This is a genomic window from Bradyrhizobium sp. sGM-13 (assembly GCF_018398875.1).
Classification (GTDB): Bacteria; Pseudomonadota; Alphaproteobacteria; order Rhizobiales; family Xanthobacteraceae; genus Bradyrhizobium.
On sequence record NZ_JAGWDK010000032.1, the window covers coordinates 1 to 25,457 of the forward strand.

26 protein-coding genes are annotated in these 25,457 nt (G+C 63.6%); 11 read left to right on the forward strand and 15 right to left on the reverse strand.

Annotated features, from left to right (window positions below):
• Window positions 1–203 precede the first annotated feature (203 nt).
• From KJQ96_RS31545 to KJQ96_RS31560, 5 genes are all read left to right on the forward strand, one after another.
• Window positions 204–623 (forward strand): NUDIX hydrolase, encoded by a 420-nt coding sequence (locus KJQ96_RS31545; RefSeq protein ID WP_213290259.1) that lies wholly within the window; start codon window positions 204–206, stop codon window positions 621–623.
• Between the two features lie 63 nt (window positions 624–686).
• On the forward strand, window positions 687–1,064 hold the full coding sequence (locus tag KJQ96_RS31550) for a TIGR02301 family protein (protein WP_213290260.1): 378 nt from the start codon (window positions 687–689) through the stop codon (window positions 1,062–1,064).
• Between the two features lie 61 nt (window positions 1,065–1,125).
• Window positions 1,126–1,251, forward strand: coding sequence for an HAD family hydrolase (locus KJQ96_RS41475; RefSeq protein WP_256441691.1), 126 nt, complete (start codon window positions 1,126–1,128; stop codon window positions 1,249–1,251).
• Between the two features lie 20 nt (window positions 1,252–1,271).
• Window positions 1,272–1,763 carry an HAD-IA family hydrolase gene (locus KJQ96_RS31555; protein WP_249734768.1) on the forward strand — a complete coding sequence of 164 codons (492 nt, stop codon included), beginning with the start codon at window positions 1,272–1,274 and terminating at the stop codon, window positions 1,761–1,763.
• Between the two features lie 153 nt (window positions 1,764–1,916).
• Window positions 1,917–2,183, forward strand: a complete 267-nt coding sequence (locus tag KJQ96_RS31560; protein WP_213290261.1) for a hypothetical protein — start codon at window positions 1,917–1,919, stop codon at window positions 2,181–2,183.
• A gap of 138 nt (window positions 2,184–2,321) precedes the next feature.
• Here the strand turns inward: KJQ96_RS31560 and KJQ96_RS31565 are convergent, their stop codons facing one another.
• Window positions 2,322–3,656, reverse strand: coding sequence for a dihydroorotase (locus tag KJQ96_RS31565; RefSeq protein ID WP_213290262.1), 1,335 nt, complete (start codon window positions 3,654–3,656; stop codon window positions 2,322–2,324).
• A gap of 151 nt (window positions 3,657–3,807) precedes the next feature.
• On the opposite strand from KJQ96_RS31565, the gene KJQ96_RS31570 reads away from it, so the two are divergent.
• The 5 genes from KJQ96_RS31570 (at window position 3,808) to KJQ96_RS31590 (ending at window position 9,383) form a co-directional block, all read left to right on the forward strand.
• Entirely contained in the window at window positions 3,808–4,689 is an 882-nt protein-coding gene (locus KJQ96_RS31570) for a folate-binding protein YgfZ (RefSeq protein ID WP_213290263.1), read from the forward strand.
• Window positions 4,686–5,312: a DNA-3-methyladenine glycosylase I gene (locus KJQ96_RS31575; protein ID WP_213290264.1), complete on the forward strand. Its 627-nt coding sequence runs from the start codon at window positions 4,686–4,688 to the stop codon at window positions 5,310–5,312. Before KJQ96_RS31570 ends, KJQ96_RS31575 begins: the two co-directional genes overlap by 4 nt.
• On the forward strand, window positions 5,309–5,920 hold the full coding sequence (locus KJQ96_RS31580) for a YfbR-like 5'-deoxynucleotidase (protein ID WP_213290265.1): 612 nt from the start codon (window positions 5,309–5,311) through the stop codon (window positions 5,918–5,920). Before KJQ96_RS31575 ends, KJQ96_RS31580 begins: the two co-directional genes overlap by 4 nt.
• A gap of 126 nt (window positions 5,921–6,046) precedes the next feature.
• Window positions 6,047–6,553 carry a tyrosine phosphatase family protein gene (locus KJQ96_RS31585; protein WP_213290266.1) on the forward strand — a complete coding sequence of 169 codons (507 nt, stop codon included), beginning with the start codon at window positions 6,047–6,049 and terminating at the stop codon, window positions 6,551–6,553.
• Between the two features lie 133 nt (window positions 6,554–6,686).
• Window positions 6,687–9,383: a DUF2339 domain-containing protein gene (locus tag KJQ96_RS31590; RefSeq protein ID WP_213290267.1), complete on the forward strand. Its 2,697-nt coding sequence runs from the start codon at window positions 6,687–6,689 to the stop codon at window positions 9,381–9,383.
• A 219-nt stretch (window positions 9,384–9,602) separates the two neighbouring features.
• On the opposite strand, the gene KJQ96_RS31595 is transcribed toward KJQ96_RS31590, so the two are convergent.
• From KJQ96_RS31595 to KJQ96_RS31625, 7 genes are all read right to left on the reverse strand, one after another.
• Window positions 9,603–9,836 carry a DUF6894 family protein gene (locus KJQ96_RS31595; RefSeq protein ID WP_213290312.1) on the reverse strand — a complete coding sequence of 78 codons (234 nt, stop codon included), beginning with the start codon at window positions 9,834–9,836 and terminating at the stop codon, window positions 9,603–9,605.
• Window positions 9,837–10,038: 202 nt separating this feature from the next.
• Window positions 10,039–10,659, reverse strand: a complete 621-nt coding sequence (locus KJQ96_RS31600) for a hypothetical protein (RefSeq protein ID WP_213290268.1) — start codon at window positions 10,657–10,659, stop codon at window positions 10,039–10,041.
• A gap of 109 nt (window positions 10,660–10,768) precedes the next feature.
• Window positions 10,769–11,755, reverse strand: a complete 987-nt coding sequence (locus tag KJQ96_RS31605) for an MDR family oxidoreductase (protein WP_213290269.1) — start codon at window positions 11,753–11,755, stop codon at window positions 10,769–10,771.
• Between the two features lie 44 nt (window positions 11,756–11,799).
• Window positions 11,800–13,047: an MFS transporter gene (locus tag KJQ96_RS31610; RefSeq protein ID WP_057841698.1), complete on the reverse strand. Its 1,248-nt coding sequence runs from the start codon at window positions 13,045–13,047 to the stop codon at window positions 11,800–11,802.
• 206 nt (window positions 13,048–13,253) lie between these two features.
• Window positions 13,254–14,684 carry a cell wall hydrolase gene (locus KJQ96_RS31615; protein WP_213290270.1) on the reverse strand — a complete coding sequence of 477 codons (1,431 nt, stop codon included), beginning with the start codon at window positions 14,682–14,684 and terminating at the stop codon, window positions 13,254–13,256.
• 501 nt (window positions 14,685–15,185) lie between these two features.
• Complete coding sequence (ppdK, locus tag KJQ96_RS31620; RefSeq protein WP_213290271.1) at window positions 15,186–18,056, reverse strand: pyruvate, phosphate dikinase; 2,871 nt, start codon at window positions 18,054–18,056, stop codon at window positions 15,186–15,188.
• A 91-nt stretch (window positions 18,057–18,147) separates the two neighbouring features.
• Window positions 18,148–18,303, reverse strand: a complete 156-nt coding sequence (locus tag KJQ96_RS31625; RefSeq protein WP_213290272.1) for a DUF3096 domain-containing protein — start codon at window positions 18,301–18,303, stop codon at window positions 18,148–18,150.
• A 241-nt stretch (window positions 18,304–18,544) separates the two neighbouring features.
• Between KJQ96_RS31625 and KJQ96_RS31630 the strand changes: the two genes are divergently transcribed.
• Window positions 18,545–18,901 carry a DUF1236 domain-containing protein gene (locus tag KJQ96_RS31630; protein WP_213290273.1) on the forward strand — a complete coding sequence of 119 codons (357 nt, stop codon included), beginning with the start codon at window positions 18,545–18,547 and terminating at the stop codon, window positions 18,899–18,901.
• Window positions 18,902–19,160: 259 nt separating this feature from the next.
• On the opposite strand, the gene KJQ96_RS31635 is transcribed toward KJQ96_RS31630, so the two are convergent.
• From KJQ96_RS31635 to KJQ96_RS31665, 7 genes are all read right to left on the reverse strand, one after another.
• Complete coding sequence (locus KJQ96_RS31635; protein WP_213290274.1) at window positions 19,161–19,763, reverse strand: bifunctional 2-polyprenyl-6-hydroxyphenol methylase/3-demethylubiquinol 3-O-methyltransferase UbiG; 603 nt, start codon at window positions 19,761–19,763, stop codon at window positions 19,161–19,163.
• Between the two features lie 3 nt (window positions 19,764–19,766).
• Entirely contained in the window at window positions 19,767–21,866 is a 2,100-nt protein-coding gene (glyS, locus tag KJQ96_RS31640; protein ID WP_213290275.1) for a glycine--tRNA ligase subunit beta, read from the reverse strand.
• On the reverse strand, window positions 21,866–22,801 hold the full coding sequence (locus tag KJQ96_RS31645) for a glycine--tRNA ligase subunit alpha (RefSeq protein ID WP_213290276.1): 936 nt from the start codon (window positions 22,799–22,801) through the stop codon (window positions 21,866–21,868). The genes glyS and KJQ96_RS31645 overlap by 1 nt, the downstream gene beginning before the upstream one ends.
• Window positions 22,802–22,930: 129 nt before the next feature.
• The gene (locus KJQ96_RS31650) at window positions 22,931–23,122 is read right to left on the reverse strand and encodes a hypothetical protein (RefSeq protein WP_213290313.1); all 192 of its coding nucleotides are present in this window, start codon (window positions 23,120–23,122) and stop codon (window positions 22,931–22,933) included.
• 110 nt (window positions 23,123–23,232) lie between these two features.
• Window positions 23,233–24,138: a S49 family peptidase gene (locus KJQ96_RS31655; RefSeq protein ID WP_213290277.1), complete on the reverse strand. Its 906-nt coding sequence runs from the start codon at window positions 24,136–24,138 to the stop codon at window positions 23,233–23,235.
• A 248-nt stretch (window positions 24,139–24,386) separates the two neighbouring features.
• Window positions 24,387–25,148: a tRNA1(Val) (adenine(37)-N6)-methyltransferase gene (locus tag KJQ96_RS31660; protein ID WP_213290278.1), complete on the reverse strand. Its 762-nt coding sequence runs from the start codon at window positions 25,146–25,148 to the stop codon at window positions 24,387–24,389.
• A complete protein-coding gene (locus KJQ96_RS31665; protein ID WP_065744676.1) occupies window positions 25,141–25,368 on the reverse strand; it encodes a DUF2007 domain-containing protein in 228 nt (75 codons plus the stop codon). Before KJQ96_RS31665 ends, KJQ96_RS31660 begins: the two co-directional genes overlap by 8 nt.
• Window positions 25,369–25,457 lie beyond the last annotated feature (89 nt).

The window sequence follows — 25,457 nt, forward strand, 5'->3', positions numbered from 1 at the left end:
CGGCACCAAGTCCCGGGCTTACAAACCCCGGGTGTGTGAGATATCCGGGCTAGCAGGCGGCGTCATCAACGGCAATGCCGAGGCCGACTTCGACGCGGCGATGTCGAACTAGCCGCCTCCTCCCCGGCCCGCCGCATTAGACCTGCGCGGCCCGATCGGGCATGATCGTTTGCGCAACGAGTTCCCTGCTACCGGATCACCCCTTGACCTCCCCCATTCAGCCGGACCGCCCCCAACTCGCCGTCAGCGGCGCGATCTTCCGCGACGGCAAGGTCCTCTTGGTCCGCCGCGCCCGCTCGCCGGGCAAGGGCTTCTACTCGCTCCCCGGCGGCCGGGTCGAATTCGGCGAATCCCTGCATACCGCGCTCCACCGCGAGGTGGACGAGGAAACCGGCTTGCGAATCGAGATTCTGGGCCTGGCCGGCTGGCGCGAGGTGCTGCCTGGGGCCAGCGGCGGCGGGCATTACCTGATCATGTCGTTCGCGGCGCGCTGGACGGCCAGGGAGCCGGTCCTGAACGACGAGCACGACGATTTCAAATGGCTGGCGCCGGATGGGCTCGGCGATCTCAAGATGACCGGCGGCCTGCGGGATGTCATCGAGACCGCCCGGAAGCTGGTCTAGGCCGTCCCTACCGGCGCCTCACGCCTTGCCTCGGGCGTATTGAGGGGGCATATCGGCCCTCAAATGTTCAAGCACGCCCTCGCCGCCCTCATCCTCGTTTCGGCATGCCATATGACCCCCGCACGCGCCCAGGACGCGGCTGCGCCGTTCGACGGCGACCTGCAGCGGCTGGCCGAGATTCTCGGCACCCTGCATTACCTCCGGGGCATTTGCGGCGCCAATGAAGGGGCGAAATGGCGGAACGAAATGCAGGCGCTGATCGACGCCGAAACCCCCTCCGGGGACCGCCGCGCCCGGATGATCGCGGGCTTCAACCGCGGCTATAACGGCTTTCAGCAGACCTACCGGACCTGCACGCCGGCAGCTTCGGTCGCGATCCGCAGATATATCGAGGAAGGCTCCAAAATCTCGCGCGATCTCACCGCGCGCTATGCGAACTGAGGGTTGTTTGGTTGACGCATTTTCTCACCGCGAACCGGCCCCCACTTCGCTCGAAAACGCTATGATGGACACGATCTATTTTGACCTCGACGGAACGCTGACGGATCCCAAGCCCGGCATCACCCGATCGATCCAGTATGCGCTGCAAGGCTCGATCATCCCACCATCCCGACCGAGGACGAACTGACCTGGTGCATCGGCCCGCCGCTGCGCTCAAGCTTTGTGAAGTTGCTCGGCGATCACTGCGCGGACCGCGCGGTGACGCTCTACCGGGAGCGATTTTCCGACATCGGCCTCTACGAAAACGGCGTGTACGACGGCATCGACGAGGTGCTGACGGCACTCCGCGCGTCCGGTCACCGGCTGTTTGTCGCTACCAGCAAGGCGCACGTGTTCGCCGAACGCATCATTGACCATTTCGGCTTGCGCAAGCACTTCGAACGCGTGTTCGGCGCCGAGCTCGACGGCACCCGCGCCGACAAGTCGCATCTACTCGAATATGCGCTGAAGGAGGTCGCCGTCGATCCGTCCAAAACCCTGATGATCGGTGATCGCAGCCACGATATGGTCGGCGCAAAGAACAACGGCATGAAGGGCATCGGCGTGTTGTACGGCTATGGCAGCCGGGCCGAGCTGATCAAGGCCGGCGCCCACCATGTCTGCGCCACGCCGGGAGCGATCCTCGGCTGCATTTCTTGACGGTGGGAACGTCATGGAACCGCCGCCCGAAATATCTGCACCGCTGTTAACCCTTCCTAAAGATGTGGTCTAGGCGGCCCCGCACCGCGTGCTACAGCTTGTCGCGTTAAGATGCGATCCGCCCTGGTTCGCGCGCAGATTTCGTTGAGCTTCATGAGCCGCCCAGTCTCCTTCTCGACCACCCACGACCCGCTTCCGGATCTCGAACAGAAGCAGACTGCCCTTAGCTACCTGAGCGAGGCCTGGGCCGAAGCGCGGCATGACGGCGTCGACGGCGACTGCCTGGCGCAGGCGAGCCTGTTCACGGCGTTCGCCGAACTGGTCTCGACCTATGGCGAGGATGCGGTGGCGAAATTCGCCGATGGTCTTTCGGCCCGCGTGCGCAACGGCGAGTTTTCGCTGACGCTGGCGAAGCAGTGAGCTTGCACAAATGTCATCGCCCGGCTTGACCGGGCGACCTAGTACGCCGCGGCTTCTCGATTCAAACACTGCCGTCTCTGGAATACTGGATCACCCGCCTTCGCGGGTGACGACAGTTGTGGTCGGCGATGCTGTGCCTTACGCCCTCAATGTCTCCAGGAACCGCACCGGCTCGCCGGTGGACGGTGTCGTTACCTCGCCCTGCCACATCACGCGCCTGCCACGCACGAACGTGCCGACCGGCCAGCCGGTGACGCGGACGCCGTCATAGGGCGTCCAGCCGGCGCGCGAGGCCACCCATTTGTTGGTGATGGTCTCAGAGCGCTTGAGATCGACGATGGTGAAGTCGGCGTCGTAGCCCGCCGCAATGCGGCCTTTGCAGGCGATGTTGTACAGCCGCGCAGGTCCTGCGCTGGTGAGATCGACGAAACGCTGTAGCGACAGCCGGCCGGCGTTGATGTGATCCAGCATCAAGGGCACCAGCGTCTGCACGCCGGTCATGCCGGAGGGTGAAGCCGGATAGGTCTTCGCCTTTTCCTCCAGCGTATGCGGCGCGTGGTCCGAGCCGAGCACGTCGATGATACCCTGCTCGATGCCATACCAGATTCCCTCACGGTGATCGGCCGAGCGCACCGGAGGGTTCATCTGCGCAAGCGTGCCGAGCCGTTCGTAGCATTCCGGCGCGGCCATGGTGAGATGATGCGGCGTCGCCTCGCAGGAGGCGACATCCTTGTGGTCTCGCAGATATTCGATCTCCTGCTTGGTCGAGATGTGCAGCACGTGGATGCGCTTGCCGGTCTCGCGCGCAAGGTTGACCAGCCGCTGGGTTGCCATCAGCGCTGCAGTCTCGTCGCGCCATACCGGATGCGAGCGCGGGTCGCCCTCGATGCGGAGCGACTTGCGGTCATTGAGGCGATATTCGTCCTCGGCGTGAAAGGCGGCGCGGCGGCGGATTACCTGGAAGATGCGCCGCAGGCTTTCGTCGTCCTCGACCAACAACGCGCCGGTGGAAGAGCCGATGAACACCTTTACGCCGGCACAACCCGGCGCGCGCTCCAACTCCGGCAGATGGTTCACGTTCTCGCGGGTGCCGCCGATGAAGAAGGCAAAGTCGCAATGCATGCGATGACGGCCGGCGTTGATCTTGGCGGTGAACGTCTCCTCGGTGACCGTGAGCGGATTAGTGTTCGGCATCTCGAACACCGCGGTGACGCCGCCCATTACGGCGCTGCGCGAGCCGGTCTCGAGGTCTTCCTTGTGCGTCAGCCCCGGCTCGCGAAAATGCACCTGCGTGTCCATCACGCCGGGCAGGATGTGCAGGCCTTTGCAGTCAATGGTCTCGCCGGCGGAGGCCTGTCCGAGCCCCCCGATCGCGGCGATCCGGCCATTGGAGATGCCGATGTCGCAGATGCCCTCACCGTCCTGATTGACCACGGTGCCGGATTTTAGAATGGTATCAAATCGCTGATTCATCGCTGCTTCATGGTCCTCTGGCGTTCGCTTTAAGGCCTTGTTGACAGCACCTTAGCGCCTTACGTTCTCATGTGATATCCGGCTCCTGCGTTTTCCCAGGAACTTGAAAGCTCACTGCAAACCGCACTGCAAAAAGAGGCCGTTTTACCTAATGAAAGCAGCGTTTCTTCCGGACCGGGGCGTGGTCAAGGTCAGCGGCGAGGATGCCCGCAACTTCCTAAACGGCCTCGTCACCACAGATGTCACGCCGCTGCAGCCCGGCCTTGGCCGGTTCGGCGCGCTGCTGACGCCGCAGGGAAAAATCACGGCGGACTTCCTCATTACCGAAGCCCCTGCAGGTCACGGCGGCGGCTTCCTGATCGATGCGCCCCGCGTGCTGGCGCAGAACCTCGCTGACAAGCTCGGCTTCTACAAGCTGCGCGCCAAGATCGCGGTGGAGAACATCTCCGACAGCATGGGCGTGCTGGCGGCCTGGGACGGCGAGCCTTCGACGAAGCCTGATCTGGCCTTTGCCGATCCGCGGCATGAAGCTCTCGGCTGGCGCATCCTTATCCCTGAAGATCTCAAGCAAAAGGTGGCCGAGCTGACCGGAGCCGATCTCGTCGACAGCGAGGCCTACGAGGCGCATCGCATCGCCTTGGGCGTGCCGCGCGGCGGGCTCGACTTCATGTACGGCGACGCATTCCCTCACGAGACCAACATGGACCGCCTGCACGGCGTCGATTTCGACAAGGGCTGCTATGTCGGCCAGGAAGTGGTGTCGCGCATGCAGCATCGCGGCACCGCGCGCACGCGGATCGTGCGGGTCACGCTCGAAGACTTTTCGCCGGAAACCGGCGTCGCCATTCTCTGTGGCGACAAACAGGTCGGCACCATGGGATCGACCGCGGGCGGCCACGGCCTCGCGCTGGTCCGGATCGACCGCGTTGCGGATGCGCTCGATGCAGGACTTTCGCTGACCGCCGGCGGCCTTGCGATCCGGCTGACCGATCCGAACGACGTTCGTGTCCCACCGAAGCAGACCGTCGCATGAGCAAATCTGCGCGACTGCACGCTGACGGCAAGACGCGGTGCCCATGGCCCGGCGAAGACCCGTTCTACATGGCCTATCACGACACCGAATGGGGCGTGCCTGAATATGACGACCGCGCCCTCTATGAAAAGCTGATCCTCGACGGCTTCCAGGCTGGACTGTCCTGGATCACGATCCTGCGCAAGCGCGAAAACTTCCGCAAAGCGTTCGACGATTTCCAGCCGGAAAAGATCGCGCGCTACAATGCCAAGAAGATCCACGCACTGATGAACGACGCCGGCATCGTGCGCAACCGCGCCAAGATCGAAGGCGCCGTCAACAGCGCCAAGGCCTATTTGAAGATCATGGAAGAAGGCGCGGGCTTCTCCAAATTCATGTGGGACTTCGTCGACGGCAAGCCCATCGTCAACCAGTTCAAGACCACGGCCAGCGTACCGGCCTCGACACCGGTTTCGGTCAAGATCTCAAAGGAACTCGGCGCGCGCGGCTTCAAATTTGTCGGCCCGACCATCGTCTACGCTTTCATGCAGGCTACCGGCATGGTCAACGACCATCTCGTCACCTGCTTCTGCCACGAGGCCTGCAGCGGCAAACTGCGCAAGCCCCGGCTCAAGGCCAAATGACGGCGCGAAGATCGTCCAGCGTCGCCACGCGCGCCTGGCAGCGGATGCTGTCCGGGCGGCGGCTCGATCTGCTCGATCCCTCCCCGCTCGATATCGAAATCGCCGACATTGCCCATGGCCTGGCGCGCGTAGCGCGCTGGAACGGGCAGACCAGCGGCGCGCACATCTTCTCGGTGGCGCAGCACACCCTATTGGTCGAAGCGGTGATGCGTGAGCAGATGCCGCGCGTCGACGCCCGCTTCCGCCTCGCGGCGATGCTGCACGACGCACCGGAATATGTCATCGGCGACATGATCTCGCCGTTCAAGGCAGTGCTTGGCGGCGATTACAAGGTGGTGGAGAAGCGCCTGCTGGCCGCGATCCATATTCGCTTCGGCCTGCCGCCAAGTCTCGCCGATGAAATCACGAGGGCCATCAAAGCGGCCGACCGCGGTGCGGCCTATCTCGAAGCCACCCACCTGGCGGGATTTTCGGTAAGCGAAGCGAAGCGCCTGTTCGGCAGGGACCCCGGCCTGCCCGAGGCTACCGTGCGGGACTACCTGACGCCGTGGACCGCGGCCCGGGCCGAGAAGCAGTTTTTGGCGCGATTCGAGCTGCTACTTGGTTGAATGGGGCCGTCGCGTTGCCCATCATTATCACCCCCGGAACCAAGATGGTGGGCACGGCGCAAGAGCGCCTTTGCCCACCCTACAACACCGGTTATATTGCTGACCAAAGACTACCCAGGGAACGCCATGCTTCACATCTGCTCGCTTGCCGCACTTCCCGACACCGTCAGGGCTACCGGCGCCAGCCACATTCTCACCGTGATGGCCAATGTCGATCAGGTGCAGCGCCCGGCCTCGGTGCTCGAGGCCAACCATCTGAAAATATCGATGGACGACATCATCGAGGAGATGGACGGCTTTGTTGCGCCGGCGGATCATCACATCGAAAGAGTGCTGAATTTCGTCCGAGGCTGGGACCGCAGCGCGCCGATGGTGGTGCATTGCTATGCCGGCATCAGCCGCTCGACGGCGAGCGCGTTTGCCGCCGCCTGCGCCCTCAATCCGCAGCGCGCCGAGATCGAGATCGCCCGGCAAATTCGCACCCGCTCCCCGATCGCGTCGCCGAACCGGTTGATCGTCAGCCTCGCCGACAAGGCGTTGGGCCGTGAGGGGCGAATGCTGCGCGCGCTGGACGAAATGGGCCCGGGCAGCATGATGGTCGAAGGCCGGCCGTTCCGACTAGATCTGGAATGACGTGGCGTTCCCCGGATGCACCAAATGACGCCCGGACCGGCGTGAACTTTTAGCGGACAAAGGTACACACAGGATTGCAACCTGGCTGCCGACGTGGCCGGTTAACGCTCTGACGCGCCCGCCTGGAGGCTCGATGTTCGACGACCCCTTCGTCTTCTTTTCGCTTGCGATCGCGATCGTCGCCCTGATCTTGGCGCGGAAGGCCATGAATGAGGTGGCGGAGCTGCGTCAGCGCCTGGAGGCGATGCAGGCCACGCCGGCGGCCGCCGCTGCAGCCGTGCCTCCGCCCCTCACGCCATTCGAAGCCTTCGAGCAGAGCCTGCCGCCAGCTCCGAGCGGGGCCACACCGACGCCTCCGCCGATCGTTCCCGAGACGGAATCCATCGCGTCCGCCGCCAGCCCTGAGGCGGCTGGGCAAGCCGCCGGCGGGGCACCGCCGCCGCCTCCACTACCGCCGGCCGATCGCGGTTTCGAGGAAACCGTCGGCACGCGCTGGGTGGTGTGGATCGGCGGCCTGACGCTGGCGCTCGGCGGATTCTTCATGGTGCGCTATTCGATCGAAGCCGGTCTGCTCGGCCCCGGCGTGCGCACCATCCTCGGCGGTCTGTTCGCGCTGGCCTTGCTACTTGCAGGTGAATGGACGCGGCGCAAGGAAAGCATTTCAACGATCGACGCGCTACCGATCGCCAATATCCCGGCCATCCTGACCGCCGCCGGAACGGCGGTGGCATTTGCCACGGTTTACGCAGCCTATGCGCTGTACGGCTTCCTGGTGCCGGCGACCGCGTTCATCCTGCTCGGGCTGGTAGCGCTGGGCACGCTCGCCGCGGCACTGCTGCATGGCCCGGCACTGGCCGGCCTCGGCGTGGTCGGCGCCTTTGTGACGCCGGTCCTGGTTTCGTCCGACAAGCCGGACTTCTGGGCGCTCTACATCTATCTCGCAATCGTCACTGCGGCAGCCTTCGGCCTGGCGCGCGTCAGGCTGTGGCGCTGGCTCGCGGTCACCACGATCGCGTTTGCGCTGTTATGGACATTCCCCTGCCTGCAATGCGGTCCGTCGATGGTCGGCCCGCATGCGTTCCACGTGCTCGCCGGTTTCATTCTCGCTGCGCTACTCGTGGTGTGCGGCTTCATGTTCGGCCCGCCCGCGGACGAAGGCCAGGTTGAGCCGATCTCCTCCGGCTCGCTTGCGGCCTATCTGCTCGGCGCGACCTTGATCGTGCTGAACAGTTTTCATGCCGACGCCGCGATGATCGTATTCGGGCTGCTGGTGGCCGGCAGCATCGCGGTTGCCTGGCGCAGCGATGCCGCGGCAGGTGCCGTCGGCGCCGCTGCTGCGTTGGTCTTCGTCGTGTTCGCCGAATGGGCCGTTCGCGCCAATCCCGACATGCTGGTGCTGCCCGGCGGGCCGCTGCAAGGCATCGGGCCGACCGCCACGGACGGATCAGTGTCGCTGCATCTGATCTCGGCCGCGATCTTCGCGGCGGGCTTTGGCGTGGCGGGATTTTTCGCGCAGGGCCGCTTCGCGGGGCCGGTGATACCGGTGATCTGGTCGGCCGCGGCGGTATTCACGCCGCTGGCGCTGCTGGTCGCACTCTACGCCCGCATCGCGCATCTCGACCGCTCGATTCCATTTGCGATTCTCGCGGTAATGCTCGCCGCGGCCTATGCAGTTGCGACCGAGATACTCAGCAGGCGCGAGGATCGTCCGGGACTACAGGCCTCGATCGCGCTGTTTGCGACCGGCACCCTCGCAGCGCTGGCACTGGCGCTGACCTTTGCGCTGGAAAAAGGCTGGCTGACGATCGCCCTGGCGCTGATGTCGGCAGGTACCGCCTGGATATCCACGCAGCGGCCGATTCCGTTCCTGCGCGCCCTCGCGGCCATCCTCGCCGGCATCGTCGTGCTGCGCATCGGCTACGAGCCGCGCATCGTCGGCCAGGCCGTCGGCACCACGCCGATCTTCAACTGGCTGTTGTGGGGCTATGGCATTCCGGCGGCATCATTCTGGGCCGGCAGCATCTTCATGCGCCGCGGCGGCGACGACGCGCCACTGCGCACGGTGGAATCGGCGGCGATCCTGTTCACGGTGCTGCTGGCGTTCATGGAAATCCGCCATGCCGTCAACAATGGCGACGTCTACCACGCGAGCGCCGACCTCACCGAAGTCGCGCTGCAGGTCTGCGTTACGCTCGCGATGGCGATCGGCCTGGAGCGGCTGCGCATCCGCACCGGCAGCGTCATTCACAATGCCGGCGCGATCCTGCTCACGGCGTTTGCCGGCCTCGCGACCGTGTTCGGGCTGTTGCTGCTGGAAAACCCGATGCTGCAATGGATCGATGTCGGCGGCATTGTCATCAATCTTTTGCTGCTTGGCTACGCCCTGCCCGCGGTGCTCGCGCTGTTCTTGTCCTATGCCGTCGCGGGTCGGAGGCCGGTCGCCTATGCCAACACGATCGCGGCGGCAGCGCTCGTTCTCGCGCTTGCCTATGTGACGTTCGAGATCAGGCGAATCTATCACGGTCCGGCGATTGCGGCCGGCCCGACCAGCGGCGCCGAGCAATATACCTACTCGATCGCATATCTCGCCTTCGGCGTCGTCTTGCTCGGCATTGGTATTCTTTTCAACTCGCAGCGCGCGCGGCTGGCGTCCGCGGCGGTCATCGGACTGACGATCCTGAAAGCATTCCTGATCGACATGTCGGCACTGACCGGCGTCTATCGCGCGCTGTCCTTCATGTGCCTCGGCCTGGTGCTGGTGGCGATCGGGTGGCTGTACCAGCGGATCCTGTTCCGCAGGCAAGCCGCAGCCGCACCGACGGGAAGCTAGAGGATGATGAAATTGGGTTTAATTGCGTCCGCGGAGAAGGTGCTGCTCCCTCTCCCGCTTGCGGGGGAGGGCTGGGGTGGGAGTGTCTCCGCAGGCGATACTGCCCGAGTGGAGAGAGCCCCCACCCGGCGCTTCGCGCCGACCTCCCCCACAAGCGGGAGAGATGAAGCGCTTCTGCGGCCGAATCGATCTAATCATCATGCTCTAGAGGATGGTCCTCTAACCGACGGATTCGGCGACGAGGCGAATCCTGAACACGGGTTTTTTGGCTTCGTCCAAAAGCTCCATCTGCCATTCGGCGTTCTGCTTCAGGCTGCGCGAAAGGCTGCCTACTAGGTTGCCGCAGACCTTGGTCATCTCGGCCCAGGCAGCCTCGCGGTTTTCGAATTCGGATCCCTGATCGGACGCGCCTGCGTAGCGACCGTGGCTGATCCGAAAAAAATACAGCGGCATGATTGATCTCATGTGTTGGGCCGCCTCCCGGCCTTCTCTGCCGGTCACTTGGAACGAGATTCGCTACCAGGACATGAATGCGCCAGCCCGTATGACTACGGGTTGGCGTTGGCCAAGACGTGGAATGGCACGTGATTCACAGGCTGCGCGATGGCCTCCGAGGCGGCTTGTTTGCCGCCCGCCACAGGTGCCGTTGCCGCGATCAATCGGTCGAGCGGCGCAGCTCCGGGGCGCTCTCGGCCTTGGCGGGTTCGGGCTTTGCCTGCTCCGCCTTCGGCTCGGATTTCACCGGCTCGAGTTTGGCGCTCTCGACCGCAGGCGTCTCGGCCCGCGCCGTCACTTCGGCCCGTGCATCGGTCGTCGCCGCACGCGACGGGTCCTCCCGACGATGTAGCGAGCGCGGTCGCGCCACGGAGCGCGCCATCAGCATCTGCGAGGCGCCCTGATGGCGGAAATCGCAATAGGCAAAGCCCATGCCCGAGACCGAGCCGCGGAACGAGCGGTCGTCACGCTTGTCGAGATTGAAGCACGGCTCGAACGGCAGCCCCTTGATCGAAGCGCAGACGGCCTGGCCACGAATCTGCAGCGTATTGCCGGGCAGGCGCACATGACGGATCGGGCCCGAGCCGCTGAATTGGACGGAGCCGGCTGCACCGAGATCGTCAAGGATGCGCCCGGCGCCGCGGGTGCCATCAAAGCAGGTAAAGGCGAAAACCTTGCCGCTCACGAACCTGCGCGCCTCGTCGGCATTCATCATCCCGGCCAGCGCAGGAACGATCATCACACTGGCCGTGACGGCCCCCAGAACCAAACGCGCAAGCATGCAGCTACTCCAATTACCAAGAGCGCGGGCGCCCGCCTTTACCCGCTGCTTACCATACCAACCACCATGGCAACATTGGAGCAGGTTGGTTGGTAAAGTCTGAACACCGTTAGGGGATTTTTACCACGATTCGACCCCGGACCTTCCCTGCGAGGATTTCGGCGCCCGCGCCGATCACCTGGTCTAAACCTATTTCGTGAGTAATATCAGCTAGTTTTCCCTTGTCCAAATCGCTGGCAAGGCGGTTCCAGGCAAGCTTGCGCTGCTCGATCGGACACATTACCGAGTCGATGCCGAGAAGGCACACTCCGCGCAAAATAAACGGCGCGACCGAGGACGGCAGATCCATACCGGCGGCAAGGCCGCAGGCAGCAATGGCTCCGCCATATTCGGTCATCGACAGCAGGTTGGCGAGCGTGGTCGATCCGACGCTGTCGACGCCGCCCGCCCAGCGCTCTTTCGCCAGCGGCTTGGCGGGACCTGCGAGTTCGGCACGATCGATCACCTCGGCGGCGCCGAGGCCCTTCAGGTAGTCGGCCTCCGACATCCGCCCCGTGGATGCGATGACGTGATAGCCGAGTTTCGAGAGCACGGCTGACGCGACCGAGCCGACGCCGCCGGCGGCACCGGTCACCACGATGGGACCGCTCTTCGGCGTCAGTCCGTGTTTCTCCAGCGCCAGCACCGACAGCATCGCGGTGTAGCCGGCAGTGCCGATCGCCATCGCCTCACGCGTCGAGATGCCATCGGGCAGCCGCACCAGCCAGTCGCCCTTGACGCGTGCTTTTTCGGCATAGGCGCCAAGGTGAGTCTCGCCCATGCCCCAGCCGTTGCAGACGACCTTGTCGCCGGTCTTCCACGCCGGATGCGAAGATTGTTCGACGGTGCCTGCGAAGTCGATGCCGGCGATCATCGGGAAACGCCGCACGACGGGAGCCTTGCCGGTGACGGCTAAGCCATCCTTGTAGTTCAACGTCGACCACTCGACGGCGACGGTGACATCGCCCTCCATCAGCTCGGCTTCGTCGAACTGCGTCAGCGCGGCGGTGGTGCCTTTATCGGCCTTGTCGATCCTGATGGCCTTGAACGTTCCCATGGCAAACTCCCCGGACTTTGTCTGTCTCGAGAGTGTTTACCGCATCAGGCGGGTTGTGCAACCGGGCGCGCGACCGGCTGCTCGACGATCGGCAGGTTGATCAGCGCCGACAGCACGCCGAACAGGATCGAGAGCCACCAGATCGGGGTGTAGGAGCCGAACTGCTCGAACACGATGCCGCCGAGCCAGACGCCGAGGAAACCGCCGACCTGATGGCTGACGAAGGCAAAGCCGTACAGCGTTGCGAACCACTTTGTGCCGAACATCAGCGCCACCAGCGCCGAGGTCGGCGGCACCGTCGAGAGCCAAGTCAGGCCGCTGACAGCACCGAACATGATCGCCGAGAACGTCGTGATCGGAAACGAGATGAACGCGACGATCGCCAGGGCGCGGGTAAAGTAGATCAGCGAGAGGATGTAACGCTTCGGGTACTTGTTCTGCAGCCAGCCGACGCTGAGCGAGCCGATGATGTTGAACAGGCCGATCGCCGCGACCACCCAGCCGCCGGTCTGCGACGAGACTCCGCGATCGGCGAGATAGGCCGGCAGATGCACCGTGATGAAGGCGAGCTGGAAGCCGCAGGTGAAGAAGCCCAGCACCAGGAGAACGTAAGAGCGATGACCAAACGCTTCCGCCAGCGCGGTCTTGAACGATTGCTGATCCCCGACAGGCTCATTCGACGACGTCGAGGGTGGCGTCGCGATCGCGAGCGACAGCGGCACGATCAACAGCATCAGGAGCGCGAATACCGTCAGCGCTGCCTGCCAGCCGAAATTGTCGATCATCGCCACGCCGAACGGTGCGAACAGGAACTGGCCGAAGGACCCGGCCGCGGTGCCGGCGCCGAGCGCAATACCGCGCTTCTCGACCGGCAGCAGCTTACTGAACGCCGACAGCACGAGATTGAACGAACAGCCTGAAAGACCGAAGCCGATCAGGACGCCGGCGCCGAGATCGAGCGACAGCGGCGCCGTGGAATAACGCATCAGAAGCAGGCCGGCGGCATAGAGCAAGGCGCCGACAATCATCACACGCAGGATGCCGAAGCGATCGGCGATGGCGCCCGCAATCGGCTGCCCCAGTCCCCACAGCAGATTCTGCAGCGCCAGCGCGAGGCCGAAAACGTCGCGGCCCCAGGCGAACTCGCGGCTCATCGGCTGCACGAAGAAACCGAGGCTGGAGCGCGGTCCAAAACTCAACAGCGCGATCGCGCAGCCACAGATGATGATGACGACCGGCGTCCGCCAGGTGCCTAGGCCGGAGGACGGACGAAGGTCGGTCGTTACAGCCATTTGCTTCCCCTGGACCAATCGGCGCCCGGAACGGCCGGGCGAAACGTTACGGTGAGTTAATGCAGTTGCATGCAAACCCCAAGAGGGCGGAAGAGAAAAATTTTCCGCTGCAGGGCAGCTCTGCAAAATTGGCGAGGGCAATGAGTGCAATTTATTGAGCGTGCACCTGACAGAGACGTCGTCTGCGTTCGCAGCGATGACGGCTGTTACCGCTTCGCGCTTGCCTGCTCGGCGGAGCTTTGCGCGGCTTCCGCGAGCTTGGCGGAGATCGCCGCAGTCTCGGCAGGCGTGCCCCAGCTCGGCGCGTCGCTGCCATTGCCCCAGGCGCGCGGCCGATAGAAAGTATGCACTCCGAACTTGTGCATCTTCTTCATTTCATTGACCCAGGACGGCCGCACCCAATAGGCGTGGTAGTGCGTCGACTTGTCGACTTCCGGCAGCCAGAGTTGGCCGTCGAGCATCGCCTTCGCGATCTTCTTCGCCCGCTCCCACATGTCGGGCTCGCGAATGACGTCCTTGTTGTTATCGCAGGCGAAGGTGAACTGGCACGCCAGATGGCGATGCTTGTTCTGGTAGACCACGCCGCACACAGTTTCGGGATATTTGCCGGAGAAGGCGCGGTTCAAAACCACCTGCGCCACGGCGATCTGGCCTCGCACTGCTTCGCCGCGGGCCTCGAAGTAGATCGCTTCAGCCAGGCACTTTTCCGACTTGGCGCGCGACTTCTCGTCGAACAGGCCGAGACGTTCGGCCGGCGTCTTGGCGCGCTGGTTGTCGGCGTTGACCTCGCCCTTCGGCGCGACGCTCTCCCCCATCTCGCCGGCGCGCACCGGACCATCGGCATCGACCGGCAGCGAGGCCATCACCTTCATGTCGGGATCCGGATGCGCTGGTGGCATGACGATGACGGGCTCTTCGCCGGGCTGCCAACGTTCGATGCTTTCGGGCGAGCCGAGCGAGGAGCCAAAGAACAGGCTCGAGGTCTTGAAGGAGAAACCATCGCGCGGTGGCGGAGCCGCTTGCGCCGCAACCTTGAGATCGTCCTGCGGTTTGCTCTCAAGCGACAACGACATATCCAGTGGCGGCGCGTTCAGCGCGGCCTGCAGCTCGGGATCGAGCGGCGCGCGCTCGACGGGCGGCGGTGTCTCGGCGGTCTTGGCGCCCTTGACCGATGCATTTGATGTCGCGGGATCCTCGATCGCAGGCGTTCGATCGGCAGGGCCTGTGGTCTCCACTGCCGGCGACGGCGGCGCGATGATAAGGCGGTCGCCCTTCAATGTGCGGTCGACCTTGGGGAAATCGGCAGCGTGATAGCGCGGCGGTGGAGCGACCAGCGGATTGCGCGTCACCGAACCCGTGATGTCGATGCCCTGAGTGTCGAGGCTTGCGAGACGGTAAGTCGCGGTCTGCGGCGACGAGGTTCCGATCGGGCGGCCGAACGAGAACGTCGCGACCTGGATGGTTCCGGCGGAGGAGAACACGCGCTTCTGCCAGCGCTCGGCGACGCCCGGCTGGCGCGCCAGCAGCGAGGCGATATCCTGATATCCGATCTCGGTCGGCATCAAAGCGAAGACGCAGAGACCGAGACCGAAGGACGCGAACCGCGCGCCCTTCGGCTGGTTACGCAACACAAACATCGATACGCTCACGCAACGCTTACACGATCGAACGTCAGTACATCCGTGCAATTCGACCTTTTTGTTGGTATCGAATTTAGGTTGCTGGGGAGTTAATCGGCGTGGCGTGCGTGCTACACGCAAGACATCGCGCGAATTTCGCCGGGCGCATGAGAAGTGTTGGTAAATGGCCGCTCGATGAAAGTGGTAAACATCCCGTCAACGAAGATGATGAAGAGAAAATTACGCGTGCGAATACGGGAACTCATGTTCCCTCCACGTCATTGCGAACGAAGCGACTTGTAGCCGTAGCTTTAGCGAAGGCGGAAGCACTCCATCGCGCGGCATAACGGATAGATGGATTGCTTCCGCCTTCGCTCGTCGAGCTACGGCGGACAAGTCGTCGCTGCGCTCCTCGCAATGACGGCTTCTTCGTCAGAGCGCTTTGCTCTCACGCAAAAACGCAAATGCCCGGGACAAAGCCCGGGCATCACGTCGTGTTCGTCATCGTATCGAAGAAGCCTACGCCTGGCTCTCAATCTTCTTGCCGAGCGCGGCCTGCGCGGCGGCTAGGCGCGCGATCGGCACGCGGTAGGGCGAGCACGAAACGTAGTCGAGCCCGATCTCGTGGCAGAACGCCACCGAGGCGGGATCGCCGCCATGCTCGCCGCAAATGCCGACCTTCAAATTGGGCCGTGTCTTGCGACCACGGGTGACGCCGATCTTCACCAGCTCGCCCACGCCATCGCGATCGACTGAGATGAACGGATCGATCTCGAGGATTCCCTTGCTGACATAAGTGCCGAGGAAACTCGCGGCGTCGTCACGGCTGATGCCGTAGGTAGTCTGGGTCAGGTCGTTGGTGCCGAACGAGAAGAACTCCGCGGTCTGGGCGACATCGCCGGCCAGCAGGCACGCACGCGGCAGCTCGATCATCGTACCAACTTGATAAGCGAGTTTCTTGCCGGTCTCCTTCATCACCGACTGCGCGGTGGCGTCGATCCGCGTCTTGACCAGGTCGAACTCGGCCTTGGTCGCGATCAGCGGCACCATCACCTCGAGGCCGACGGCCTCGCCGGTGCGCTTCTCGGCTTCTACCGCCGCTTCGAAGATCGCGCGCGCCTGCATTTCGGCGATCTCAGGATAGGCGATCGCAAGACGGCAGCCGCGGAAGCCCAGCATCGGGTTGAACTCGGCGAGATCGCGGGCGCGATCGGCGAGCTTGCGCGGATCGGTATTCATCGCGCGCGCGACTTCCTCGATCTCGGCCTGGGTGTGCGGCAGGAATTCATGCAGCGGCGGATCGAGCAGGCGAATCGTGACGGGCAGGCCCTTCATGATCTCGAACAGCTCGACGAAATCGGCGCGCTGCATCGGCAACAGTTTTGACAGCGCCGCGCGGCGCGACTGTTCGTCCTCGGAAAGGATCATCTCGCGCACGGTGCGGATGCGGGTTTCCTCGAAGAACATGTGCTCGGTGCGGCACAGCCCGATGCCCTCGCCGCCGAATTTTATCGCGGTGCGCGCATCTTCGGGCGTGTCGGCGTTGACGCGAACGCCGAGCTTGCGGACGTCATCGGCCCAGCCCATCAGCGTGCCGAACTCGCCCGACAGTTTCGGCTCGATCATCGGCATCTTGCCAGCCAGCACCTGGCCGAGCGAGCCGTCGATGGTGATGACGTCGCCGGTCTTGAAGGTGCGGGAGCCCACACTCATCGTGCCGCGGCCATAGTCGACTCGAATGGCGCCGCAGCCGGAGACGCAGGGCTTACCCATGCCGCGCGCCACCACCGCGGCGTGCGAAGTCATGCCGCCGCGGGTGGTCAAAATGCCTTCGGCGGCGTGCATGCCGTGAATGTCTTCCGGACTGGTCTCGACGCGCACCAGAATGACGCTGCGGCCATCGGCCTGAAGTTTCGCGGCCTCGTCGGACGAGAACACGATCTCGCCGGATGCTGCGCCGGGCGAGGCCGGCAGGCCGGTCGCGATGACGTCGCGCTTGGCCTGGGGATCGATGGTCGGATGCAGCAATTGATCCAGCGAAGCCGGATCGATCCGCATCACCGCGTCCTTCTTCGAGATCAGGCCTTCATTGGCGAGCTCGACCGCGATGCGCAGCGCAGCCTTCGCGGTGCGCTTGCCGCCGCGGGTCTGCAGCATCCACAATTTGCCCTGCTCGACCGTGAACTCCATGTCCTGCATGTCGCGATAGTGCTTTTCGAGCAGCGTGTAGAACCGCGTCAGTTCCTTGAAGGCCTCCGGCATCGCGCTTTCCATCGACGGCTTGTCGGAACCGGATTCCTGGCGCGCTTCCTCGGTGATGTCTTGCGGCGTGCGGATGCCCGCCACCACGTCCTCCCCCTGCGCGTTGATCAGGAATTCGCCGTACAGCTTGCTCTCGCCGGTCGAAGGATTGCGCGTGAACGCAACGCCGGTCGCGGAGGTTTCGCCCATATTGCCGAACACCATGGCCTGCACGTTGACCGCGGTGCCCCAGGATTCCGGGATGTCGTGCAGGCGGCGGTAGGTCACCGCGCGCGCATTCATCCAGGATGAGAACACCGCGCCGATCGCGCCCCACAATTGCTCGTGCGGGTCCTGCGGAAAATCCCTGCCGGTCTCGCGCGCCACCGCTTCCTTGTACTTGCCGACCAGTTCGACCCAGTCGTCGCCGGTGAGATCAGTGTCGAGGGTGTAACCCTGGCTGTCCTTGAAGGTATCGAGGATGTCCTCGAAGTGATGATGCTCGAAGCCGAGCACCACATCCGAATACATCGTGATGAAGCGGCGATAGCTGTCATAGGCAAAGCGGCGATCGCCGGAGAGCTCGGCGAGCGCTTCGACCGTCTTGTCGTTGAGGCCGAGATTGAGCACGGTGTCCATCATGCCCGGCATCGACGCGCGGCCGCCGGAGCGGACCGAAACCAGCAGCGGATTCTTCGAGTCGCCGAATGCCTTGCCGGTCAGCTTGCCGACATACTCAAGCGCCTTCTCGACCTGCGCCTTCAGTGCGGGCGGATAGGTTTTGTCATGCGCGTAGAAATAGGTGCAGACAGAGGTCGGAATGGTGAAGCCGGGAGGCACCGGCAGGCCCAAATTGGCCATCTCGGCGAGGTTGGCGCCCTTGCCGCCGAGCAGTTCGCGCAGGCCCGCTTTGCCCTCGGCCTTGCCGTCCCCGAAGGTATAGACCCACTTGCCGGATTTTACCGCCTCGGCGGCAGGCTTGCGGACCGCAGCCTTCTTGGCCGCGACCTTGGCGACCGGCTCGGCCGGGGCCTTCTTCAGCGCTTTGCGGGCCGAAGCCTGTGGCGCGGCCTTCGGTCGGGCGGATGGCTTTGATTTCGCTACAGATTTCACTGCAGCCTTCTTGGACTTCGCGACGGCTTTGGCCATGGATTCCAACTATCCGAAAAAGGGAAGAAGATTGCGCGCCTTACACCATTTTGAGGGGTTCCGCGCAAGCCGCGAACCCCGCTTTCCAGCGCTAGAACTTGAACATCTTGAACACGCCGAGGCCGGCCAAACCGACTACGATCAAGTAGATGGCAACGATGAAATTCAGGAACCGCGGCATAATCAGAATCAAGACTCCCGCGATCAGAGCGACGATCGGGGAAATGTGCGCAGCGGTGATGGTCATTGAAATCTCCGGGGGTGACGAGATGCGGGGAATCGAATCGAGACTGGTAACCTAACCGCTGGCGCGGTTTGGGAATAGCAAGACGCCTAACCACTTCAAAGGGTTCCAGCCTCCGCAACAATTCCCCAGAAATGCCGCGGATAAGACCGCGCTTTTTGCGGAACAATGCCGCACGGGATGAATTGGCCCGCATTGTGTGTGCTGGCGAAAGCCGGCACCTCTTCTCGCGAAGGAGTTGACTATGCGGAACAGACTAGTTGCCATTGCGGCGATCGCGGGCGCGATGGCGGTCCCGATCGCAGCTGAGGCGCAGACCACGATCGGCACAGGCGGCGGCAGCACGGTCGTCATCGGTGAACATGAAGGCATCGCGCCCGACGTGCGTCCGGCCTTCCGCGAATACATCGTGCGTGAACGCGTGCCGAATTACACGATCTCCGAGCGCGTGACGGTTGGCGCCGTGCTGCCAGAAACCGGCGTGACCTACTACGACGTGCCGCAATCGTTCGGGGTGACGCCCTATCGCTACACCGTGGTGAACGGCCAGACGATATTGGTCGAACCGCGTTCGCGTCGCATCGTTCAGGTGGTCGATTGACCTTCAGTAGCCTGAACGATTGGTCCGGGCGCCGCGCAAGCGGATGTGCGCGAGATACGACCGGACAAGAAGCCCCGCCCGGCGTCCCCTCCGGGCGGGGTCTTTCTTGTGCAGTCTCTTGTCCCGGACGCGGTGCGGTTCTGTAGGGTGGGCAAAGCGAAGCGTGCCCACCATTCACACCCCCACCATTCACACCAACGATCAGGATAGATGGTGGGCACGGCGCAAGGGCGCCTTTGCCCACCCTACCGGATACGAGCTATTCCCTGATTTCCAATCCAGGCTTCTTCACCACCAGCCGGTGAATCTTCTTTCCCGATGAAGCGCTGACGATCTCTTCGTCGAGCAACACGGTCGCGGCCTTCAGCTCCGCCTGCACGACCGCCGAATCGAACGCGGCGTAAAGCCGTCCCTGCGCGTCGCGCTGATCGGCGCCCTCGGTGACGCGCCAGCTCAGATAAAGAATGCCGCTGGGTTTGACGATATCGAGCAGCCGGCGGACCGATGCCGCAATCTCCTTGCGGTCGAGATGCATGATCACGGTTTCGCACAGCACGTTATCGAACGTGCCGATGCCGCGCAGATCGGGCAATTCGGCATGCGCGAACTTGCACGACGGATAGCGCCGGCGCGCTTCGTTGAGCAGGCCTTCCGAGGCATCGAAGCCCATCGCCGAAAAGCCGTGGGTGTGAAGCCAGGCGACCTCGCGGCCGCAGCCGCAGCCGATATCGGCCGAATTGCCGCCGCGCACGAAAAATCGCTCGACGACCTCCTGCAGGTCGACGGGCGCCGGCTGACCGAGCCAGTCCTTCGCGAACGCCGCCGCATCCTGGTCATAAGCGGCGAGCGTCTGAGGATCCATGGTCTAGCCTTCGATCTTGGAAAAATCCGCAACCGCGCGGGTCGCCGCGCGGATTTCGTTCAGGAGTTTTAGTCGATTCTCGCGCACCTTGGGTTCATCGTCATTGACCTTGACCTTGTCGAAGAACGCATCGACGGCGGGGCGCAGCTTCGCCATCGCGCTCATCGCGGCGGCGAAATCTTCCTTCTGCACTGCGGCTCCGGCCTCGCTCTTGACCTGGTCGATCGCCTTGGCGAGCGCCTTTTCTTCGGCAAGCGCGTAGAGCCCGGCATCCGGCGCACCGTCGAACGTGCGTTTGTCCCGCTTCTCCTCGATCGAGAGGATGTTACTCGCGCGCTTGGTCCCTGCAAGCAGGTTCTTGCCGTCATCGGTGTCGAGAAACTTGCCGAGCGCCTCGACGCGGCGGACAACGAGCAAGAGATCGTCCTGGCCGCCGAGCGAAAACACGGCATCGACGAGATCGTGGCGCGCGCCCTGGTCGCGGAGCTGGACCTTCAGGCGGTCGGCGAAGAAAGAAAGGAGGTCGCCCGGAAGCTCCTCGGCGTTGCTCTTGTCCGGCAAGCCAGCCAATGCCGACTTCGCCACGTTCAAGATCGGCAGCCGGAGCGTATTGTCAACGATCAGCCTGATGGCACCCAGCGCTGCTCGCCGCAATGCATAGGGGTCCTTGCTGCCGGTCGGCTTCTCGTCGATCGCCCAGAAACCCGCCAGAGTATCGAGCTTGTCGGCCAGTGCGACGGCTGCGCTTACCGGATCGCTCGGTACGCGATCAGTCGGCCCCTGTGGCTTGTAATGGTCCTCGCTCGCGGCGGCGACGGAGTCGTCTTCACCTTGCGCCTGCGCGTAGTACTTGCCCATCAAGCCCTGCAGCTCGGGGAATTCGCCGACGACCTCGGTCAGCAGATCCGCCTTTGCCAGATGCGCGGCGCGCCTGGCCTTCGCGACGTCGGCGCCGACCAGCGGCGCGATCTCGGCCGCCAGCCTTTCGATGCGATTGATCCGCTCGGCTTGCGTGCCTAGCATCTCGTGAAACACGATCTGCTTGAACTTTGGCAAGCGATCTTCCAGCTTCGTCTTCAGGTCGGTCTCGTAGAAGAATTTTGCATCGCTCAATCGCGCGCGGATCACCCGCTCGTTGCCGGCAACGATTACCTTGCCGCCATCGGTCGCCTCGATATTGGCGGTCAGGATGAACTTGTTGGCGAGCTTCCCCGTCTTGGGGTCACGCACCACAAAGCATTTCTGGTTGTTGCGGATGGTGGCGCGGATTACCTCGTCCGGGATCGTGAGATATTCCTGGTCGAACGATCCCATCAACACCACCGGCCACTCGACAAGGCCTGCGACTTCGTCCAGCAGCACCTGATCCTCGACCAGCTCAAAGCCCTGCGCGAATGCCAGCTCCTTCGCGTCGGCGAGGATGATGTCCTTGCGCGCCTGCGGATCGAGTACGACCTTCGCAGTCTTCAGCTTGGCTTCGTAATCTTCGAAGCGGCGCACCGAGATCGCCGACGGCGCCATGAAGCGGTGGCCGAACGTAGTCTGCCCGGCCTCGATGCCGTCGACGGAAAATTTCACCACGTCGGGGTCTTCGGTCTCCGGACCGAAGGTCGCGATGATCGAATGCAGCGGCCGCACCCAGGAGAGCGAACCCGATTTGGTCGAACGTGCGCCCCAGCGCATCGATTTGGGCCATGGGAAGGTTCGGATGATGACCGGCAGAATTTCGGCGAGCACATCGATGGTGGCGCGGCCCGGCTTTTCGATCAGCGCGATGTAGAAGTCGCCCTTCTTCGGGTCGGTCTGGATCTTCGCGTCTTCGATCCTGGCCAGACCGGTCGCCTTCAAGAATCCCTGGATTGCGGCATCAGGGCCGCCGACGCGTGGGCCGCGGCGCTCTTCCTTCAAATCGGATTGCCGCGTCGGAACGCCGTGCACGGTCAGCGCCAGCCGCCGCGGCGTCGCGAACGCTTTCGCGCCTTCATAGACCAGGCCTTCGGCGACGAGCTTGTCGGTCACCATGCGGCGCAGATCGTCCGCCGCCTTCGCCTGCATGCGCGCGGGGATTTCCTCGGAGAACAATTCCAGCAGAAGATCAGGCATCAGACCGCCCTGCCCGCTTCGGTGTGAACCCAGGCTTCGCCGCAGGCTTTTGCCAATTCGCGCACGCGCATGATGTAGCTCTGCCGTTCGGTGACCGAGATCACGCCGCGAGCATCGAGCAGATTGAAGACATGGCTGGCCTTGATGCACTGGTCATAGGCCGGCAGCGCCATCAGATGCTCCTTCTGATTGCCGCCCTCCTTCCATCCGGCCGTGAGATATTTCTTGCAGGCGTCTTCGGCCATCTTGAACTGCTCGAACAGCATCGCCGTATCCGCGTGTTCGAAATTGTGCCGGGAATATTCCTGCTCGGCCTGCAGGAAGACGTCGCCATAGGTGACCTTGTCGGCGCCGTCGCGGCCGTTGAAGTTGAGATCGTAGACGCGGTCGACGCCCTGCACATACATCGCAAGACGCTCGAGCCCGTAGGTGAGCTCGCCGGAAACGGGTGCGCATTCGACGCCCGCGACCTGCTGGAAGTAAGTGAACTGGCTGACTTCCATGCCGTCGCACCAGCACTCCCAGCCCAGCCCCCATGCGCCAAGCGTCGGGCTTTCCCAATCGTCCTCGACGAAGCGGATGTCGTGTACGCTGGAATCGATGCCGATCGCAGCGAGCGACTTCAGGTATAGATCCTGAAGGTTCGGCGGTGACGGCTTCATGATCACCTGAAACTGATAATAGTGCTGCAGCCGGTTGGGGTTCTCACCGTAGCGGCCGTCCTTCGGCCGGCGCGAGGGCTGCACATAGGCCGCATTCCAGCGTTTCGGCCCGAGCGCGCGCAGCGTCGTGGCCGGATGGAAGGTGCCTGCGCCCATTTCCATGTCATAGGGCTGCAGGATCACGCAGCCCTGCTCCGCCCAGAACCGCTGGAGAGCAAGGATGAAGCCCTGGAACGAACGTTCCGGGCGCATATGGGCAGGCAAGGCGTCCATCGGCAGAATCGGTCTCGCGAAGGGGGGTTTGAAGTGCGCGGGACCGTATCGGCGTAGGGGCGTGGAATCAAGGCGAGCCCACAATGTCATTCCGGGGCGATGCAAAGCATCGGCCCTGGAATGACGTAGCTAGCCCGGCCGGTAAGCGCCGGTGACGGGGTCGCGGCGCAGCGTTGGGATGTCGGCCGTGTGGGTGGCCTCGGCGACGCGCGCCAGCCGTGCCTCTTCGAGTTCCCTGTTGATACGGACAGCAGTCTTGTAGGCCCAGCGGACCACGGCGAGCCCTCCCAGGGCACCCGCGAATGCGATCAGCGGCGGCATCGGTCGATCCTTGTCGTTCACGTGTCAGCCCCCAATGGCTCGCATTCTCGCCGAAGCCGGCCTGCGCCGCAATTCCGCTTTTGGGACTAAATGGCGCGGGTACCCCCGGCCTAGAACCCGAACCTGGCCCAGATTGCCCGGGTCTCCAACGCCGAAATCAGGTCATCCGGCAATCCCCCGATACCGTCGACCAGGGAGCCCGCGCCCGGCGATCTTCGGCCCAAGAGACCGGCCAGCATCCCGCTTGCCGGCGCGATGAGGGGCGTCAGCACTTTGTCACCATAGCGCTCGCGCAGCGTCGAGCGGAGATCGCCGATCTTGTCCGCAAGGCCGAGCGACACCGATCTCTCGCCCGCCCAGTACTCGCCGGTGAACAGGACGTCGTCGGCCCCCTTGAGGCGCGCACCGCGGCTGCCTTTGACCAGCGCGATGAAGATAGCGTGGATCTCACGCTGAAGCGTCTTCAGGCGGGCGACGTCATCCGGGTCTTCGGGCAGGAAGGGGTCCAGCATCGCCTTGTGCTCGCCTGCCGTGTAAAGCCGCCGCTCGACACCAATCCTCTTGATCAAGTCCTGAAAGCCGAAACTGCCGCCGACCACGCCGATCGAGCCGAGGATCGAGGACGGATCGCAGAATATCTCGTCGCCCGCGCAGGCGATCATGTAGCCGCCGGATGCCGCGACGTCCTCGACGAACACCAGCACCGGCAGTTTCTTTTCCGCAGCAAGCTGCCTGATCCGCAAATAGATCTGCCGCGATTGCACCGGCGAGCCGCCGGGCGAATTGATCGCCAGCGCCACCGCCTTGGCGTGTCGGGTGGCGAACGCGCGTTCGAGCGTTTTGGCGATGCCGGCCAGCGTCAGGCCCGGCCGCAAAGGCGTCACCGCACCGATGACGCCCGACAGGCGAACCACCGGAACGACCGCAGCGTCGGGCCGGAATTTCGCCGGAATGAATCGTTTCATCCTGTCAATAAGGCCCGGCAATCCCGTGCGATCACTAAATTGTTCACTCATGCCGTTACCTCGAATTAACCATTTTTTATCACGCCAATGTCATTGGAAAGGCCGGAACGCCTTTTGGCAGGACGCCTTTTGCATTGCAGACGAGAGACTGCAATGGCGCAGCGGAGACTGACATGAAAATCTACCTGCTGATAATGCTCATCGGCAGCCTTCTGACCGCGATTCACTTTACGTCGGCGCCCAAACAACAGTCCGAGACGCTTCCGCAATAGCGAGTAATTGGGAGTTGCGGGCCGACTTTACAGGCTCGCCAACGGCAAGGTTCCCTTCCCGGCCAGAATCTCCTGCACTCTTTTATGGGGCTGACCTTGCTCGTCATTGAGCATCAGGGCGGCATGGATTTGCGTCGGCGCCCGCCCACCCTTGCTAGCGCGAACCAGGATGCGGTTGGCAGGCCCCCGTGCGTCACCGTGAACCGGCAGCACCTGCAGGCTCCCGAAACCGTGATCGAGCGCCGAAAGCACTTCGGCGATTCCATCGGCGCGCCAGATCAGCGTCAGCGCTCCCTTCGATTTGAGAATGCGCCGCGCCGCGTGAATCCATTTCGAGAGCGTCGTTGCGGTCGCCATATGCGCGGTCGCACGTGCCGTGTCCGGCGAGACGCGATGCCGCGCCGGGTCGTTGAAGGGCGGATTCATCAGCACCGCATCGAAGCTGTCTGGAAGGAGTCCGGCAGCGGCAAAGGCCGTGGCATCGGCCTCCACGTCAAGAACGATCACGTCGGCTTGAATCGCATTCGCCTCCGCATTGGCGCGCGCAAGGCCCGCCAGCACAGCATCGATCTCGACCAGAACCAGGTCTACGCCGGCCACGCGCCTGGCAACCGAAAGCCCCGCGACGCCGATGCCGGCACCGAGATCGGCCACGCGGTCGCCCGGACGGGCCGCTGTCGCTGCCGCCAGCAGCACCGCATCGTGACCGGCGCGATGTCCCGATTTCAGTTGCTTCAAACGCAATTGCCCGCCGAGAAACGCATCCTCGGTGAGTTCGAGATCAGTCATCGGGGCGCAATTCGTGAGCCAGACCCGCCTCGGCCAGCAACTGGCGGGCTGCGCGATTGTCGTCCTCATGAACCAGGATGCGGCGTGGCAGGATGCCGAGCGATCCCTCGATGACGCTCATGTTCTGGTCCAGCACCAGATGATGGATATTGGCGCCGTCGAGCAGCGCGCCGATCGCAGAAACCAGCACGATATCGTTGGTCCTGACCAATTCCCGCAAGTGGTGTTCTCCTTTTCGCCCCGATGCGACGGACGGCACGAGGTCTGTCAACCGCTACGTGCCCTTGCCGCGATTGCCGGCACTTTCTA

Excerpts from the sequence above, each read along its gene's own strand:
- KJQ96_RS31550 (WP_213290260.1), top strand. The coding sequence starts at position 687 with ATGTTCAAGCACGCCCTCGCCGCCCTCATCCTCGTTTCGGCATGCCAT.
- KJQ96_RS41475 (WP_256441691.1), top strand. The coding sequence starts at position 1,126 with ATGATGGACACGATCTATTTTGACCTCGACGGAACGCTGACGGATCCC.
- KJQ96_RS31560 (WP_213290261.1), top strand. The coding sequence starts at position 1,917 with ATGAGCCGCCCAGTCTCCTTCTCGACCACCCACGACCCGCTTCCGGAT.
- KJQ96_RS31565 (WP_213290262.1), bottom strand. The coding sequence starts at position 3,656 with ATGAATCAGCGATTTGATACCATTCTAAAATCCGGCACCGTGGTCAAT.
- KJQ96_RS31570 (WP_213290263.1), top strand. The coding sequence starts at position 3,808 with ATGAAAGCAGCGTTTCTTCCGGACCGGGGCGTGGTCAAGGTCAGCGGC.
- KJQ96_RS31575 (WP_213290264.1), top strand. The coding sequence starts at position 4,686 with ATGAGCAAATCTGCGCGACTGCACGCTGACGGCAAGACGCGGTGCCCA.
- KJQ96_RS31580 (WP_213290265.1), top strand. The coding sequence starts at position 5,309 with ATGACGGCGCGAAGATCGTCCAGCGTCGCCACGCGCGCCTGGCAGCGG.
- KJQ96_RS31585 (WP_213290266.1), top strand. The coding sequence starts at position 6,047 with ATGCTTCACATCTGCTCGCTTGCCGCACTTCCCGACACCGTCAGGGCT.
- KJQ96_RS31590 (WP_213290267.1), top strand. The coding sequence starts at position 6,687 with ATGTTCGACGACCCCTTCGTCTTCTTTTCGCTTGCGATCGCGATCGTC.
- KJQ96_RS31595 (WP_213290312.1), bottom strand. The coding sequence starts at position 9,836 with ATGCCGCTGTATTTTTTTCGGATCAGCCACGGTCGCTACGCAGGCGCG.
- KJQ96_RS31600 (WP_213290268.1), bottom strand. The coding sequence starts at position 10,659 with ATGCTTGCGCGTTTGGTTCTGGGGGCCGTCACGGCCAGTGTGATGATC.
- KJQ96_RS31605 (WP_213290269.1), bottom strand. The coding sequence starts at position 11,755 with ATGGGAACGTTCAAGGCCATCAGGATCGACAAGGCCGATAAAGGCACC.
- KJQ96_RS31610 (WP_057841698.1), bottom strand. The coding sequence starts at position 13,047 with ATGGCTGTAACGACCGACCTTCGTCCGTCCTCCGGCCTAGGCACCTGG.
- KJQ96_RS31615 (WP_213290270.1), bottom strand. The coding sequence starts at position 14,684 with ATGTTTGTGTTGCGTAACCAGCCGAAGGGCGCGCGGTTCGCGTCCTTC.
- ppdK (WP_213290271.1), bottom strand. The coding sequence starts at position 18,056 with ATGGCCAAAGCCGTCGCGAAGTCCAAGAAGGCTGCAGTGAAATCTGTA.
- KJQ96_RS31625 (WP_213290272.1), bottom strand. The coding sequence starts at position 18,303 with ATGACCATCACCGCTGCGCACATTTCCCCGATCGTCGCTCTGATCGCG.
- KJQ96_RS31630 (WP_213290273.1), top strand. The coding sequence starts at position 18,545 with ATGCGGAACAGACTAGTTGCCATTGCGGCGATCGCGGGCGCGATGGCG.
- KJQ96_RS31635 (WP_213290274.1), bottom strand. The coding sequence starts at position 19,763 with ATGGATCCTCAGACGCTCGCCGCTTATGACCAGGATGCGGCGGCGTTC.
- glyS (WP_213290275.1), bottom strand. The coding sequence starts at position 21,866 with ATGCCTGATCTTCTGCTGGAATTGTTCTCCGAGGAAATCCCCGCGCGC.
- KJQ96_RS31645 (WP_213290276.1), bottom strand. The coding sequence starts at position 22,801 with ATGGACGCCTTGCCTGCCCATATGCGCCCGGAACGTTCGTTCCAGGGC.
- KJQ96_RS31650 (WP_213290313.1), bottom strand. The coding sequence starts at position 23,122 with ATGCCGCCGCTGATCGCATTCGCGGGTGCCCTGGGAGGGCTCGCCGTG.
- KJQ96_RS31655 (WP_213290277.1), bottom strand. The coding sequence starts at position 24,138 with ATGAGTGAACAATTTAGTGATCGCACGGGATTGCCGGGCCTTATTGAC.
- KJQ96_RS31660 (WP_213290278.1), bottom strand. The coding sequence starts at position 25,148 with ATGACTGATCTCGAACTCACCGAGGATGCGTTTCTCGGCGGGCAATTG.